Origin of the sequence: Pseudomonas sp. H3(2019), assembly GCF_007713465.1 — a bacterium.
Lineage (GTDB): Bacteria > Pseudomonadota > Gammaproteobacteria > Pseudomonadales > Pseudomonadaceae > Aquipseudomonas.
On record NZ_VMSG01000015.1, the window covers coordinates 117,047 to 129,871 of the forward strand.

At 60.8% G+C, this 12,825-nt stretch carries 13 protein-coding genes; 4 read left to right on the forward strand and 9 right to left on the reverse strand.

Annotation, left to right across the window (positions count from 1 at the left end; all coding sequences use genetic code 11):
- Positions 1-21 precede the first annotated feature (21 nt).
- Positions 22-711 (forward strand): DUF4197 domain-containing protein, encoded by a 690-nt coding sequence (locus FPT12_RS16590; RefSeq protein ID WP_145017546.1) that lies wholly within the window; start codon positions 22-24, stop codon positions 709-711.
- Between the two features lie 537 nt (positions 712-1,248).
- Positions 1,249-1,620, forward strand: a complete 372-nt coding sequence (locus tag FPT12_RS16595) for a DUF6124 family protein (RefSeq protein WP_145017547.1) — start codon at positions 1,249-1,251, stop codon at positions 1,618-1,620.
- A gap of 113 nt (positions 1,621-1,733) precedes the next feature.
- Here the strand turns inward: FPT12_RS16595 and FPT12_RS16600 are convergent, their stop codons facing one another.
- Both FPT12_RS16600 and FPT12_RS16605 read right to left on the reverse strand, forming a co-directional pair.
- Entirely contained in the window at positions 1,734-4,799 is a 3,066-nt protein-coding gene (locus FPT12_RS16600) for an efflux RND transporter permease subunit (RefSeq protein ID WP_145017549.1), read from the reverse strand.
- 6 nt (positions 4,800-4,805) lie between these two features.
- Positions 4,806-5,906, reverse strand: coding sequence for an efflux RND transporter periplasmic adaptor subunit (locus FPT12_RS16605; RefSeq protein ID WP_145017552.1), 1,101 nt, complete (start codon positions 5,904-5,906; stop codon positions 4,806-4,808).
- Positions 5,907-5,999: 93 nt separating this feature from the next.
- On the opposite strand from FPT12_RS16605, the gene FPT12_RS16610 reads away from it, so the two are divergent.
- Entirely contained in the window at positions 6,000-6,644 is a 645-nt protein-coding gene (locus FPT12_RS16610; RefSeq protein WP_145017554.1) for a TetR/AcrR family transcriptional regulator, read from the forward strand.
- Positions 6,645-6,686: 42 nt separating this feature from the next.
- On the opposite strand, the gene FPT12_RS16615 is transcribed toward FPT12_RS16610, so the two are convergent.
- Entirely contained in the window at positions 6,687-7,469 is a 783-nt protein-coding gene (locus tag FPT12_RS16615; protein WP_054595890.1) for a class I SAM-dependent methyltransferase, read from the reverse strand.
- 93 nt (positions 7,470-7,562) lie between these two features.
- Here FPT12_RS16615 and FPT12_RS16620 point away from each other — a divergent pair, with 93 nt between their 5' ends.
- Entirely contained in the window at positions 7,563-8,183 is a 621-nt protein-coding gene (locus FPT12_RS16620) for an energy transducer TonB (protein ID WP_145017556.1), read from the forward strand.
- 15 nt (positions 8,184-8,198) lie between these two features.
- Here the strand turns inward: FPT12_RS16620 and FPT12_RS16625 are convergent, their stop codons facing one another.
- The 6 genes from FPT12_RS16625 to adk all read right to left on the reverse strand — a co-directional run bounded on the left by FPT12_RS16625 (position 8,199) and on the right by adk (position 12,614).
- A complete protein-coding gene (locus FPT12_RS16625; RefSeq protein WP_145017558.1) occupies positions 8,199-8,897 on the reverse strand; it encodes an extensin family protein in 699 nt (232 codons plus the stop codon).
- 16 nt (positions 8,898-8,913) lie between these two features.
- Positions 8,914-9,735 carry an oxaloacetate decarboxylase gene (locus FPT12_RS16630; RefSeq protein ID WP_145017560.1) on the reverse strand — a complete coding sequence of 274 codons (822 nt, stop codon included), beginning with the start codon at positions 9,733-9,735 and terminating at the stop codon, positions 8,914-8,916.
- 32 nt (positions 9,736-9,767) lie between these two features.
- Complete coding sequence (locus tag FPT12_RS16635) at positions 9,768-10,628, reverse strand: DUF72 domain-containing protein (protein ID WP_145017562.1); 861 nt, start codon at positions 10,626-10,628, stop codon at positions 9,768-9,770.
- Positions 10,628-10,936: a hypothetical protein gene (locus FPT12_RS16640; protein ID WP_145017564.1), complete on the reverse strand. Its 309-nt coding sequence runs from the start codon at positions 10,934-10,936 to the stop codon at positions 10,628-10,630. Before FPT12_RS16640 ends, FPT12_RS16635 begins: the two co-directional genes overlap by 1 nt.
- Before the next feature lie 262 nt (positions 10,937-11,198).
- Positions 11,199-11,873 (reverse strand): tRNA (adenosine(37)-N6)-threonylcarbamoyltransferase complex dimerization subunit type 1 TsaB, encoded by a 675-nt coding sequence (gene tsaB / locus FPT12_RS16645; RefSeq protein WP_145017566.1) that lies wholly within the window; start codon positions 11,871-11,873, stop codon positions 11,199-11,201.
- 93 nt (positions 11,874-11,966) lie between these two features.
- Positions 11,967-12,614: an adenylate kinase gene (adk, locus tag FPT12_RS16650; protein WP_145017568.1), complete on the reverse strand. Its 648-nt coding sequence runs from the start codon at positions 12,612-12,614 to the stop codon at positions 11,967-11,969.
- Between the last annotated feature and the right edge of the window lie 211 nt (positions 12,615-12,825).

The following is a 12,825-nucleotide window of genomic DNA, read 5'->3' on the forward strand; positions in this document are numbered from 1 at the left end:
TTATCGAACAAGGAAACTGCCATGCTCCGCCCTACCCTTCGCTTCGCCGGCCTGTGCGCCGGCCTGCTGATCTCCGCCAACGCGCTGGCCCTGTCGCTGGGCAGCCTTTCCCAGGGCGAAGCCTCGGGCGGCCTCAAGGACGCCCTGGCCCAGGGGGCCGTCGCAGCCGTCACCACGCTCGGCAAGCCGGGCGGTTTCAGCAACAACCCTGACGTGAAGATCGAACTGCCGGGCAAACTGGGCAAGGTCGCCAGCAAGATGAAACAGTTCGGCATGGGCGCCCAGGTCGATCAACTGGAAACCAGCATGAACAAGGCAGCGGAAGCGGCCATGCCGCAGGCCCAGGCCCTGCTGGTGGATGCGGTGAAAAAGATGACCCTGACCGATGCCAAGGGCATCCTCACCGGCGGCAAGGATTCGGCCACCCAGTACCTGGACAAGACCAGCCGCGAACAGATCCGCACCAAGTTCCTGCCGATCGTCAAACAGGCCACCGACCAGGTGGGCCTGGCCCAGCAGTACAACGCGTTCGCCGGGCAGGCGGCAACCTTCGGCGTGCTCGATGCCAAGAGTGCCAACGTTGAAGGCTACGTGACGGAAAAGGCCCTGGACGGCCTGTTCAAGATGATCGCCCAGAAGGAAGAAGGCATCCGCGCCAACCCGGCGGAAGCGGCTACCAGTTTGGCGAAGAAAGTCTTCGGCTTGCTGTAACCCGCGAAAACACACCCCGAAACGGCTCGATCGTTCCCCGTGTGGGAACGATCAACAATGCCTGTCAGTTAAATGCAATCCATGTGGGAGCGAGCCTGCTCGCGATAGCGATGGGTCAGTCAACATTGATGTTGGATGTGCCGCCGTCTTCGCGAGCAGGCTCGCTCCCACATCAGGTTGGTGGTGTTTAATTGCGCGGCGACTGCGTTCGTCACAAGCCACAGCGTCTTGCGTTGCGCCCTACACCTGCGCCAGAATCCGCCGGCTTGTGCGCTTGAGCACCGGGCTCTATCGTCTCCGGGTCGCTGAAAATCAGCGATCGGGTTTGGTAGCCCGGTGTTCTCCAAGGCGCACAGCGCCGACATTTCCACACGGTGGGCGATTTCTTTTGGCCTACTGTTTGTTATGGCGGCTGTGCGCAGGGCGCCTTCGGGCGCACCGGTTTCCTTGGTGGCCGGGCTACCAACCTGCGTTCAGTCGCCACCCTATTGGTTGGTAGCCCATAGGTTGCGACTCCGTACACTAAGGAGTTTCACCATGTTCAAGCCCACACCCAATCCCCCCGAAGCCGACGCCGAAAGCGTGTCCCCCTACGCGTCCCTCGACTCGAAAGAACTCCACGCCGCCGCCCACCGGGCGCTCGATCATTACCTGCTATTGCCTGAAACCAAGAAGATGCTGACCGACCGCCGCCCCAGCTGCATCTTCGTTATCGCCCCCGAGGTCGACAACGAAACCCTGCTGACCCACGCCTGCGAAACCCTGGCCTCGGCCAATGTCATGGCCAGCGACCTGGCGTTTGAACTCGACGGCCCCAAACGCAACAGCGCACTGGCGATTCAGCAGATGGTGGCCCTGGCGGAACTGGCGGTGAACCGCGCGCTGGATAACATCGACACCCCGCCGTAACCCAACCAATACCGATCCGCTGTCTCAAAAACTCATGAAACTGAGTCAGGAGTGCGGCACAGAAGCAGCCTTGTCTCAATTTTTCAAAAAACCGAGACAAGGCGCTACCTGGGTCAGACCGGTTCTTTCTTGACCCTGAACCACGCCGCATACAGCGCTGGCAGGAACAACAGGGTCAGCGCCGTCGCGACGATCAAGCCGCCCATGATCGCCACCGCCATCGGCCCGAAGAACACGCTGCGCGACAGCGGAATCATCGCCAGCACGGCGGCCAGTGCAGTCAGCACGATAGGCCGGAAACGCCGCACCGTGGCTTCGATGATCGCTTGCCAGGGTTTGAGCCCGGAGCGAATGTCCTGTTCGATCTGGTCCACCAGGATCACCGAGTTACGCATGATCATCCCCGACAGCGCGATAGCCCCGAGCATGGCCACGAAACCGAACGGCTGACGGAACACCAACAGGAACAAGGTGACGCCGATCAGTCCCAACGGCGCAGTCAGAAATACCATCGCGGTGCGTGAAAAGCTGCGCAATTGCAGCATCAGCAAGGTCAGCACGACGACGATGAACAACGGCACGCCGGCGTTCACCGAGTCCTGGCCACGGGTCGAGTCTTCCACCGTGCCGCCGACGTCCAGCAAATAGCCGTCAGGCAGTTCGGCGCGAATCGGCTCCAGTGTCGGAAGGATCTGCTGGACCAGGCTTGCCGGTTGCTCCTTGCCATAGATGTCGGCGCGAACCGTTACGTTCGGCAAGCGGTTGCGGTGCCAGATAACGCCCTCTTCGAAGCCATATTCCAGGGTAGCCACCTGCGACAGCGCGACACTTTTGCCGTTGTCAGTCGGCACCGCCAGGCTCGACAGCCGCGACAGCTCGGTGCGTTCGTGCAAGGTGCCGCGCAAGAGGATCTCGATCAACTCGTTGTCTTCACGGTACTGGCTGACGCTTGCGCCTGTCAGCGAGCTTTGCAAGAACCTCGACAAGTTGGCCGTGCTCACGCCCAAGGCCCGCGCGCGGTCCTGATCGACGTTCAGGTAGACCACCTTGCTCGGCTCTTCCCAGTCCAGGTGCACGTTGACCACATGCGGGTTCTCGCGCACCTTGGCCGCAACTTTACGTGCCAGGGCGCGGACCTCTTCAATCTGTTCACCGGTGACCCGGAACTGCACCGGATAACCCACTGGCGGACCGTTTTCCAGGCGTGTGACCCGCGAGCGCAAGGCCGGGAATTGTTCATTGAGGGTTGCGATCAGCCAGGTGCGCAGGTTTTCACGTTCCTCGATGGTTTTCGCCAGGACCACAAATTGCGCGAAGCTCGCCGCCGGCAACTGCTGGTCCAGTGGCAGGTAAAAACGCGGCGAACCGGTGCCGACGTAGGCGACATAGCTATCGATGCCGACGTGGTCCTTGAGCAGCGCTTCCAGCCGTTTGACCTCTTCGGTGGTGTTGCTCAACGAGGCGCCTTCGGCCAGTTTCAGATCAACCATCAGTTCCAGCCGCCCAGAGGCCGGGAAGAACTGTTGTGGCACAAAACGGAATAGCAACACCGAGGCCACGAACAGCAAGATGGTCAGCGCAATGACGGTTTTGCGTCGGCGCACGCACCACTCCACCAGACGCCGGACCCGTTGATAGAACGGCGTGCCGTAAGGGTCCGGCTGACCGGCACCGTGTTTGGCTGCGTGAATTTTCGCCAGATCCGGCAGGAGCTTTTCACCGAGATAAGGCACGAACATCACCGCGGCGACCCACGAGGCCAACAACGCGATGGTCACCACCTGGAAGATCGAGCGGGTGTACTCACCAGTGCCCGATTGCGCGGTAGCAATCGGCAGGAAACCGGCCGCGGTGATCAAGGTCCCGGTGAGCATCGGGAACGCGGTGCTGGTCCAGGCAAAGCTGGCAGCCTTGAGCCGGTCGTAGCCCTGCTCCATTTTGATCGCCATCATTTCCACGGCGATGATCGCGTCGTCTACCAGCAATCCCAAGGCCAGCACCAACGCGCCGAGAGAGATTTTGTGCAGGCCGATGCCGAGGTAATACATGCAGGCAAACGTCATCGCCAGCACCAGTGGAATGGCCAAGGCGACCACCATGCCGGTGCGCACACCCAGGGAGAAGAAGCTCACCAGCAACACAATCGCCAGCGCTTCTACCAGCACCTGGACGAACTCGCCGACGCTGGTTTTCACCGCAGCTGGTTGGTCGGAGACCTTGCGCAGTTGCATGCCGGCCGGCAGGTTCTTCTGGATACGCTCGAACTCCAGCTCCAGTGCCTTGCCGAGCACCAGAATGTCGCCGCCATCCTTCATCGCCACGGCCAGGCCGATCGCGTCCTCACCCATGAAGCGCATGCGCGGCGCCGGTGGATCGTTGAATCCACGGCGCACATCCGCCACATCGGCGATACGGAAGGTCCGGTCGCCGACACGAATCGGAAAATTCCTGATCTCGTCGACGGTCTGGAAATTGCCCGTCACCCGCAGCTGCAAACGCTCACTGGAGGTTTCAAAGAACCCGGCGTTGGACATTGCGTTCTGTTCTTCCAGCGCTTGCTGCACCGTGGTCAACGGCAATCCGAGGGTGGCGAGTTTGACGTTGGACAGTTCGATCCAGATTTTCTCGTCCTGTAGCCCGAGCAAGTCGACCTTGCCCACATCCTTGACCCGTTGCAGCTGGATCTGGACACGGTCGGCGTAATCCTTGAGCACCGCGTAATCGAAACCCTCACCGGTCAGCGCATAGATATTGCCGAAAGTGGTGCCGAATTCATCGTTGAAGAACGGCCCCTGGATCCCCGGCGGCAAGGTCTGGCGGATGTCGCTGATCTTCTTGCGCACCTGATACCAGAGGTCGGGTATCTGCGCCGAATGCATCGAGTCCCGGGCCATGAAGGTCACCTGGGATTCGCCGGGGCGGGAGAACGATGTGATCCGCTCGTACTCACCGGTTTCCATCAGCTTCTTTTCAATACGCTCGGTGACTTGCCGCGAGACTTCCTGGGCCGTCGCACCCGGCCAACTGGTCTTGATCACCATGGCCTTGAAGGTGAACGGCGGGTCTTCACTCTGGCCCAGCTTGGTGTAGGACAACGCGCCGACGACCGCCAGCAAAATCATCAGGAACAGTACGATCTGGCGGTTATGCAGCGCCCATTCGGAAAGGTTGAAACGCATCGGGTATTACTCCTTGACCGCCAGATTGACCACGCGGTTGGAGCGATCCACCGGCCGCACTTGCTGGCCCTCATGGAGCACATGAACGCCAGCGGCTACCACCCAGTCGCTGGGGTTGAGGCCGTCAAGCACCGGCACGGTTTTCTCACCGAAGGCGCCGACATGAACCGGGGCCTTTTTCAGGGTGTTGTTGGCACCGACGACCCAGACGTATGTCGCGCCGTTTTCTGCGGTGAGCGCCGAGAGCGGCACCGACAGCGGCACCACGTCAGCCAGTTGAATGAATACCCGGGCGCTTTGACCAAGCTCGGCCGGCACCTTGCCAGCGCTAAAGGTGATGCGCGCGGCAAAGGTCCGAGACTTTGGATCGGCAGCCGGCGACAGTTCACGAATGCTCCCGGCGAACCGCTGGCCTTGCTGGGTCCACAGTTCAACGGTGACCGGCTGGCCAACCTTGAAACGGCCGAAGTTTTGCTCCGGCAGGCTGATCAGCACTTCACGCTCGCCGTCGGTGGCCAGGGTGAAGGCGGTTTGCCCGGCGGCCACCACTTGTCCGACTTCCACGGCGCGCTTGGCCACGACACCGTCATGCGGCGCACGCAGCACGGCGTAGCTGGCCTGGTTGCTGGCCACGTCGAACTCGGCCTTGATCTGCTTGAGTCGCGCTTCGCCGGAGCGGTAGAGATTTTCAGAATTGTCGTACTGCGAGCGGCTGACCATCTGACGGTCCATCAGGGTCTTGTAGCGATCACGCTCGGCACGCACCAGGTTCAGGTTGGCCTCAGCGGCAGCAACCTGCGCGCGAGTCGCTTCCAGTTGCAGGCGTACGTCCTGGGGATCGAGTTCTGCCAGCGGCTGGTTGGCCTTGACTCGCTCACCTTCCTCGACCAGTCGTCGGCTGACTTTGCCGCCAATACGGAAGGCCAGATCTGGCTCGTAACGCGCGCGAACTTCGCCGGGATAGCTGTCCATTGCCTGCGCGGAAGGCTCTGGCTGAACCACCATAGCCGGACGCACGGTGACTTGCGCCGGCTCTTCGTGACCGCATGCAGACAATAAAAACGCCAGACTGACCGGCAAGGCGAGGGGCAAGGCATAGCGGAACATGGTGAACGACCTTTCGCTAATGGTACGCGGAATATTTATACTGGCCGGTATGTTATTAATAGCAAACTCACCAGTCCAGTATTAAAGCGAAAAATGTCCAACAATCTTCCTGCACCCAACGGCCCCGGCCGCCCGAAGGATCTCGCCAAGCGCGAGGCGATCCTCGAGGCGGCGAAGCGTCTTTTTCTAAGCAATGGTTACGCAAGCACCAGCATGGACGCGGTGGCGACAGAAGCCGGAGTATCGAAGCTGACCGTTTACAGTCACTTCAACGACAAGGAGACGCTGTTCTCCTCTGCCGTGATGGCCAAATGCGAAGAGCAATTGCCCACGCTGTTCTTCGAACTACCCGACGGCATGCCGATCGAGAATGTGCTGTTGAACATCGCCCGAGGCTTTCATCTGCTGATCAACAGCGATGAATCGGTGAACCTGAATCGCCTGATCATCGCGCTGGGAAGCCAGGACCCGAAACTCTCGCAGATCTTCTTCGAAGCAGGTCCGCAGCGGATGTTGCAGGGCATGGAGCGCTTGCTGACGAAGGTCGACCAGATCGGCGCCTTGAGCATCGACAAGCCGCTCAATGCCGCCGAGCACTTCTTCTGCCTGCTCAAAGGCGCAGCGAATTTTCGCTTGCTCTATGGCTGCGGCGAACCCTTGACCGGGGACGCGGCCGAGGCTCACATACAGGAAGTGGTGGGGTTGTTTATGCGGGCGTATCGGCCAGTGTCGGCCTGACCAATCATTCCCACGCAGAGCGTGGGAACGATCAGTGCAACGTCAGGGCTTGAGCGCTTTCTTGGGGTAGATGTCGTAACGGCTGGACTTGCCGTCCAGCGCATGGCTCGGCTTCGGTCCTTCGATGCACGGCGCCTTGCGCGGGCGTTTGACCACTACTCGGTGGCTGGCCAGTGCGAGTGCGGCTTGAAGCAGGGCCGGCGCGTCCGGGTCATCGCCTACCAACGGGCGAAACAGGCGCATTTCCTTCTTCACCAACGCGGTTTTCTCACGATGCGGGAACATCGGGTCGAGGTAGATCACCTGCGGCGGCTCACCTTCCCAATTGCGCATCAACTCGATCGAGTTGCCCTTGAGCAAGGTCATCCGCGCGACAATCGGCGCCACCTCAAAATCTTCCGCCGCGCGGGCCAAACCGTCTTCCAGCAACGCGCCAATCAATGGCTGCCGCTCGATCAGGCTCATTTCGCAGCCAAGACTGGCCAGCACGAAACCATCCTTGCCCAGCCCCGCCGTGGCATCCAGCACCTTCGGCCGCACACCTTGAGCGACGCCGACAGCCTTGGCGATCATCTGGCCGCTGCCGCCACCGTACAACCGCCGATGGGCCGCGCCGCCCTCGACGAAGTCCACCCGCACCGGGCCCGGCGCATCCGGGCCGAGCTGTTGCAACTGCAAGCCGTGCTCACCCACTTGCAACGCAAACTCGGCATCGTCCAGCAGCAACGGCAAGTTCAATCGCTCGGCCCAGTGCTCGGCACGTGCCTGAAACGCTTCGGCCAGAGCCTGGACTTTGATGCGGCTGGCCGCGGGTTGCTCACTCATCAGAAAACACACTCAAAAAATTAATGATCGGCAAAAACGGCCGATAACAAAACTATCGAGCATTTTGCCAGAGCTGAGCGTCGACCGAGAGAAATGTCAGACATTCAACGCACATCAGTAGGCTACATCTCGCCCCACGGCGATTATGGCCTGCGCAACTCCCAAGCACTGAGCGGTGTCAGTCACCTGTGGCAGGATTTTTTTGCCCAGGCGCTGTCCGATCATTTGGGCGATGCTGCACCGGTTCCAGGCAGTTACACCCCTGTCGCCATCGACGGCCCGGTCGAACCGACCGTTGGCGCCGAGCTGCTCGAACACATCGTCACGCAGCGCACCTGCGACGTGAAGGACACCGAAGTCCGCCCGCCTGAGCCGCTGTTCCTGCCGATTGCCGAATTCGAAATGGACCTGGCCGACAAACCGTTCCCGCCGTTCCCGCCGCAAGAAATCCTCGCGCAACAGAAGCAACAAGACTTCGAAAGCGCTTGGGTGCGCCCGATCGTCCTGGCCGCCGGCCAGTCATTGCCTGCACCAGGCCCGGCACCGCAACCGCGTCCGTTGCACCTGCCGATTGCCGAGTTCGAACTCGACCTGCTGGATAAACCGGCAACCCCTTACCCGCATGAAGAGTTGGTCGAGCAACAGAAGCAATTCGACTTCGATAACGGCTGGGCTCGTCCGATCGTCCTGCAAAACCTGCGCATCGCCGCCTGAGCCTCAACTTCAGCCTCAGCGACACACCCACCACGGCCCGACATCCAGATGAAAATGGTTGCGATGGGCAGCGTTGTAGTCCGGGCTCAATACCACGCTGAACATGTCACACGCGCCATCGCGAACCTTGCGTAGAAAGCGCGCATCGTCATTGTCCTTCGGCCAGTCCCGCAGCACGCTGATACTGCGCCCGTCCGCCAGGCGAAAGCCGGCGATATCCAGTGCATCGGCCGTCGCGTGCTGGCTGCGCGAGCCGTTTTCGAGGTTGTACATATTGCGACAGGCAAAACTGCCGAGGTGATCGACCCGCGCCACCGCCTGCCCATACGTGGCCTGCGCAGCCGGTTGCAGGGCATGCCGCTCGAACAGCACAAACGCCACCGCCAGCGGGCAACTGGCGAGGAAGCTGCTGCTCAGCGCCACCTCGCCGCCCTGCACGCGCAAGGTGTTGTTGAGCGGGCAATCGACGTCGGGGTTGCTGTCGGCCTGGCGGATGGACTTCAACCCCGCACCGCTGAGCACCTGGTCGCAGAGTGCCGGGTTATCGCGCAGTCTCATCAATTTGAAGCGTGTCAGCAGGTTCGGCGTCGCCCGGACATCCAGCGGCGCCCAAGGGTTCCAGGCGGCTGGCAACGGCAGCCAGCCGCGCCAGACACCCACCAGCAAGCCGCCCATCACCAGCATCACCGCCAGAAGCACTTTCAGAAACCGCACGACAACTCCCTGTGGGTCAGCCTTTGAACAGTTGATTGATCTGCCCGAATGGCAGCGCGCGGTCGGCGAAGTCGAAGGTGCCGTGCGACTGAATTTCCTGTGCGGCCAGATAGAACGCACCGTAGGCCGCACGGGCCATGGCCGAGCCGACGCTGATCCGTTTCACGCCCATTTCACTGAGCTGCGCCACGCTCAATTTGAGACCGCCGGACATCAGCACATTGACCGGTTTCGGCGCCACTGCACGGACCACCGCCAGTATTTCTTCGGCGTTGCGCAGGCCCGGCGCATACAGCACATCGGCACCCGCCTCGGCAAAAGCCTGCAAGCGGCGAATGGTGTCGGCCAGGTCCGGATTACCGTGCAGGTAATTCTCGGCACGCGCGGTCAGGGTGAACGGGAACGGCAAACTGCGGGCTGCCGCGACCGCCGCTTCGATTCGTGCGACGGCGTGTTCAAAGCAGTAAATTGGCCCGTCTTCACGGCCGGTAGCGTCTTCGATCGAGCCACCGACCGCGCCAGCAGCGGCGGCACGCAGCAGGCTCTCGGCGGACTCTTGCGGGCTGTCGGCAAAACCGTTTTCCAGGTCAACCGCCACCGGCAGATCGCTCGCGGCGACAATCGCCCGAACGTTAGCCAGTGTCTCTTCGAGTTTGACCGCGCCATCCGGGCGGCCCAGCGAAAAAGCATAACCGGCACTGGTGGTCGCCAGCGCCTGGTAACCCAGGCCGGCAAGCATTTTTGCCGAACCGGCGTCCCACGGGTTGGGGATCACAAAAGCTCCGGCACTTTCGTGTAAGGCCTTGAAGGCCTGAGCTTTAAGGGTTTGCGCATCCATTGGCTCACTCCTGCTGAAGGGAAAACCCGTCGTCAGAGCAACCCTAGCTGCTCGGCGGCGGGTTCTCTGTATAGCTCAGACAGCGCCGGCAAGCCAGGCAAACGCGCCATCAATCGAGTATGAAAGCGTTGCGCCAAAGCGGCGGCCAGCAGGTTGTCGGCGGTGTGCAGGAAGATGTACGGCGTGCGGCCCTCTTCGATCCATTGGGCGATTTTCTCGACCCACGGCGTCAGGAACGAATCGTTGGCTTCAAGCAGCGGATGACCGATGAAACGCACCTGCGGGAACTGGGTGAATGCCGCCGGACGCGGTGGCACCTTGGGCTTTTTCGATTGCGCGTGAAGTACCGCAGGTTCAGTCGACGTGCAACTGAACAGCGCCCGTGGATCGAGGCAAATGCGCTCCACGCCACGCTCCAGCAACAGCCGATTGAGCCTGCGCTCGGCGTCGCCTTTGGCGAAGAAATCCCGATGCCGCACTTCAACGGCCAAGGGCCGCTGCATCCCATCGATGAACCCGGCCAGTTCGGCCAGCCGTTGCGGGGTAAACGCGCTCGACAACTGCAACCAGAGCGGTGAAACCCGTTCACCAAGCGGGCTGAGCAATTGCACAAAGGTTTCGGCGGCGCTCAGTTGCTCGCGCAGGTCGCCGCCATGGCTGATGTCGCCGGGGAATTTGGCGGTGAAGCGAAAATGTTCCGGCATCGTCTGCGCCCAACGCTCTACCGTCGCCGGTGCAGGGCGTGCGTAGAACGTAGTATTGCCTTCAACGGCGTTGAACACCTGTGAGTACAGGCCGAGAAATTCATTGGGGCGGGCATTTTGCGGATACAGGTACTCACGCCAGGCGTTTTCGCTCCAGGACGGGCAACCGAGGTAATAAGGCAACCGCATCAGATGTGCAGGTCGAGACCCAGCACTTCCATATCCCAATCGACGAACGCCGCGGTACTCAGGTAGCTGGCCAGGGCCATCGCCACGCTTTTGCTCATGGCACGGTGGTAGATCATGTCCTGCTGACGGGCGGGGAGATTGCTCAAGCGTTGCGCAGAGGCCTTGGCGGCGCGGGCGGCCAGTTGCTCTTCAGAAGGGAACTCCTGCTCGCCATCGATATCCTCGACGGACTCGTCCACCGACACATTGCCTTTGCGTGGCTTGCGCTTGATGGGGTACGACTGAGAGGAAAAACCGTCTATGCGCATAGGTACAAACTCGCTATCGATGATGGCAATTTAGCGGCACTTACCGGTGTGCGCAAACTCCCAAGTGATAACTAGAGCACAGAAACCGGAAAAGGTTTAAAAGCGCGCGGTAGAAACTGACGATTGGCAGTTCCCCTGTGGCGAGGGAGCTTGCTCCCGCGGGGACGCGGAGCGTCCCCAAAATCTACAACCTCATTTCGTCAGCTATATCGCGTCGGTTGATCTGCGGGAGCAAGCTCCCTCGCCACAAAAGCACTCAGATTCACTTGGCTTTGGGGGTCGCCACTTTGTCGCGCAGGTAAACCGGCTGCGCGTCGTCCGCCGGAATGCCTTCGCCACGTTCCCAGGCGAAACGGGCCAGGGTCAGCAAGTCTTCGGCGTGAGGCAGCATGCCGGCATCCTGACCGATCAGGTTGACCGCGATGCGCTCGCCATAACCCCAACCGGTGCCCGCACCGAACCAGTCGCCCGAAGCATCTGCCGGCAATGCGGCGACTTCTGGCGGCAACACCGCTTCAGCCCCTACCAGACGCATTTCGCCGGCGGTTTCGCGGTAGCAGCCCCAATAGACTTCGTCCATCCGTGCATCGATGGCCGCCGCGACCTGCCGTGCACCGTGCTCACGCAATGCGCGCTGCGCCAGTACCGCCAGGTTGGACACCGGCAACACCGGACGATCCAGCGCAAATGCCAGGCCCTGAACCACGCCAATGGCGATTCGCACGCCAGTGAACGCACCCGGGCCGCGACCAAAGGCAATCGCATCGACCGCTTGCAAGGTGGTGCCTGCATCAGCCAGCAACTGCTGGATCATCGGCAGCAACTTCTGCGCATGCAGGCGCGGGATCACCTCGTAATGACTCGTGACCTTGCCGTCATGCAGCAAGGCAACGGAGCAAGCTTCAGTCGCGGTGTCCAGGGCCAGCAAGGTACTCATCGATGTTTCCGTAAAGAGAGTTGGAAAAAGTCCGCCAGTATAAACAACAACGGCCCGCAAGCGGGCCGTTGTAGGTAAAGCAAATCAGCTTTCTCAGCTCAGCGCTTCAAGCACCTTGCCGGTGATCGCTTCAACCGAACCGACGCCTGCGATGTGGCTGTACTTCGGCTTGCCTTGAGCCGCCGACAGTTGCTGGTAGAAATTCACCAGTGGCTTGGTCTGGGAGTGGTAGACCGACAGGCGATGACGCACGGTTTCTTCAGTGTCGTCTTTACGCTGCACCAGCGCTTCGCCGGTGACGTCGTCCTTGCCCGCGACTTTTGGCGGGTTGTAGACGGTGTGGTAAACGCGGCCGCTGGCTTCGTGTACACGACGACCGGCTATACGCTGGACGATTTCTTCGTCATCAACGGCGATTTCAACCACGTGATCCAGTTCTACACCGGCATCGACCAGGGCTTCAGCCTGAGGAATGGTGCGCGGGAAACCGTCGAACAGGAAGCCATTGGCGCAATCGGACTGAGCGATACGATCCTTGACCAATGCAATGATCAGGTCATCGGAGACCAGGCCGCCCGCGTCCATGATGCTCTTGGCTTTAATGCCCAGCTCGGTGCCGGCCTTGACGGCAGCACGCAGCATGTCGCCGGTGGAGATCTGTGGAATAGCGAATTTTTCAGTGATGAACTTAGCCTGAGTACCTTTACCGGCCCCGGGAGCTCCCAGCAGAATGACGCGCATCGATGTGCTCCTCAATTTCTTATTTAGATAACGATCGGATTTGCCGCGTGGGGCCAATCTCAAAAATAGGGTCGTGGGCCGCCCAAACGGCCAAAGGCTGATCAAGATACACAGCAGGCCCTGCCCACACAAGCCGCCGAAAGTCGGAGCAACCCGTGTCTGTTACACCCTGGCGACGAGGCGATCCAAGTCGCAACCCCATAACAAAGTG

What these genes read in the sequence shown, in the direction of transcription:
- FPT12_RS16630 (WP_145017560.1), bottom strand. Translation starts at nt 9,735, where the DNA reads ATGGATGCGCAAACCCTTAAAGCTCAGGCCTTCAAGGCCTTACACGAA.
- adk (WP_145017568.1), bottom strand. Translation starts at nt 12,614, where the DNA reads ATGCGCGTCATTCTGCTGGGAGCTCCCGGGGCCGGTAAAGGTACTCAG.
- tsaB (WP_145017566.1), bottom strand. Translation starts at nt 11,873, where the DNA reads ATGAGTACCTTGCTGGCCCTGGACACCGCGACTGAAGCTTGCTCCGTT.
- FPT12_RS16620 (WP_145017556.1), top strand. Translation starts at nt 7,563, where the DNA reads ATGTCAGACATTCAACGCACATCAGTAGGCTACATCTCGCCCCACGGC.
- FPT12_RS16605 (WP_145017552.1), bottom strand. Translation starts at nt 5,906, where the DNA reads ATGTTCCGCTATGCCTTGCCCCTCGCCTTGCCGGTCAGTCTGGCGTTT.
- FPT12_RS16635 (WP_145017562.1), bottom strand. Translation starts at nt 10,628, where the DNA reads ATGCGGTTGCCTTATTACCTCGGTTGCCCGTCCTGGAGCGAAAACGCC.
- FPT12_RS16640 (WP_145017564.1), bottom strand. Translation starts at nt 10,936, where the DNA reads ATGCGCATAGACGGTTTTTCCTCTCAGTCGTACCCCATCAAGCGCAAG.
- FPT12_RS16590 (WP_145017546.1), top strand. Translation starts at nt 22, where the DNA reads ATGCTCCGCCCTACCCTTCGCTTCGCCGGCCTGTGCGCCGGCCTGCTG.
- FPT12_RS16595 (WP_145017547.1), top strand. Translation starts at nt 1,249, where the DNA reads ATGTTCAAGCCCACACCCAATCCCCCCGAAGCCGACGCCGAAAGCGTG.
- FPT12_RS16610 (WP_145017554.1), top strand. Translation starts at nt 6,000, where the DNA reads ATGTCCAACAATCTTCCTGCACCCAACGGCCCCGGCCGCCCGAAGGAT.
- FPT12_RS16615 (WP_054595890.1), bottom strand. Translation starts at nt 7,469, where the DNA reads ATGAGTGAGCAACCCGCGGCCAGCCGCATCAAAGTCCAGGCTCTGGCC.
- FPT12_RS16600 (WP_145017549.1), bottom strand. Translation starts at nt 4,799, where the DNA reads ATGCGTTTCAACCTTTCCGAATGGGCGCTGCATAACCGCCAGATCGTA.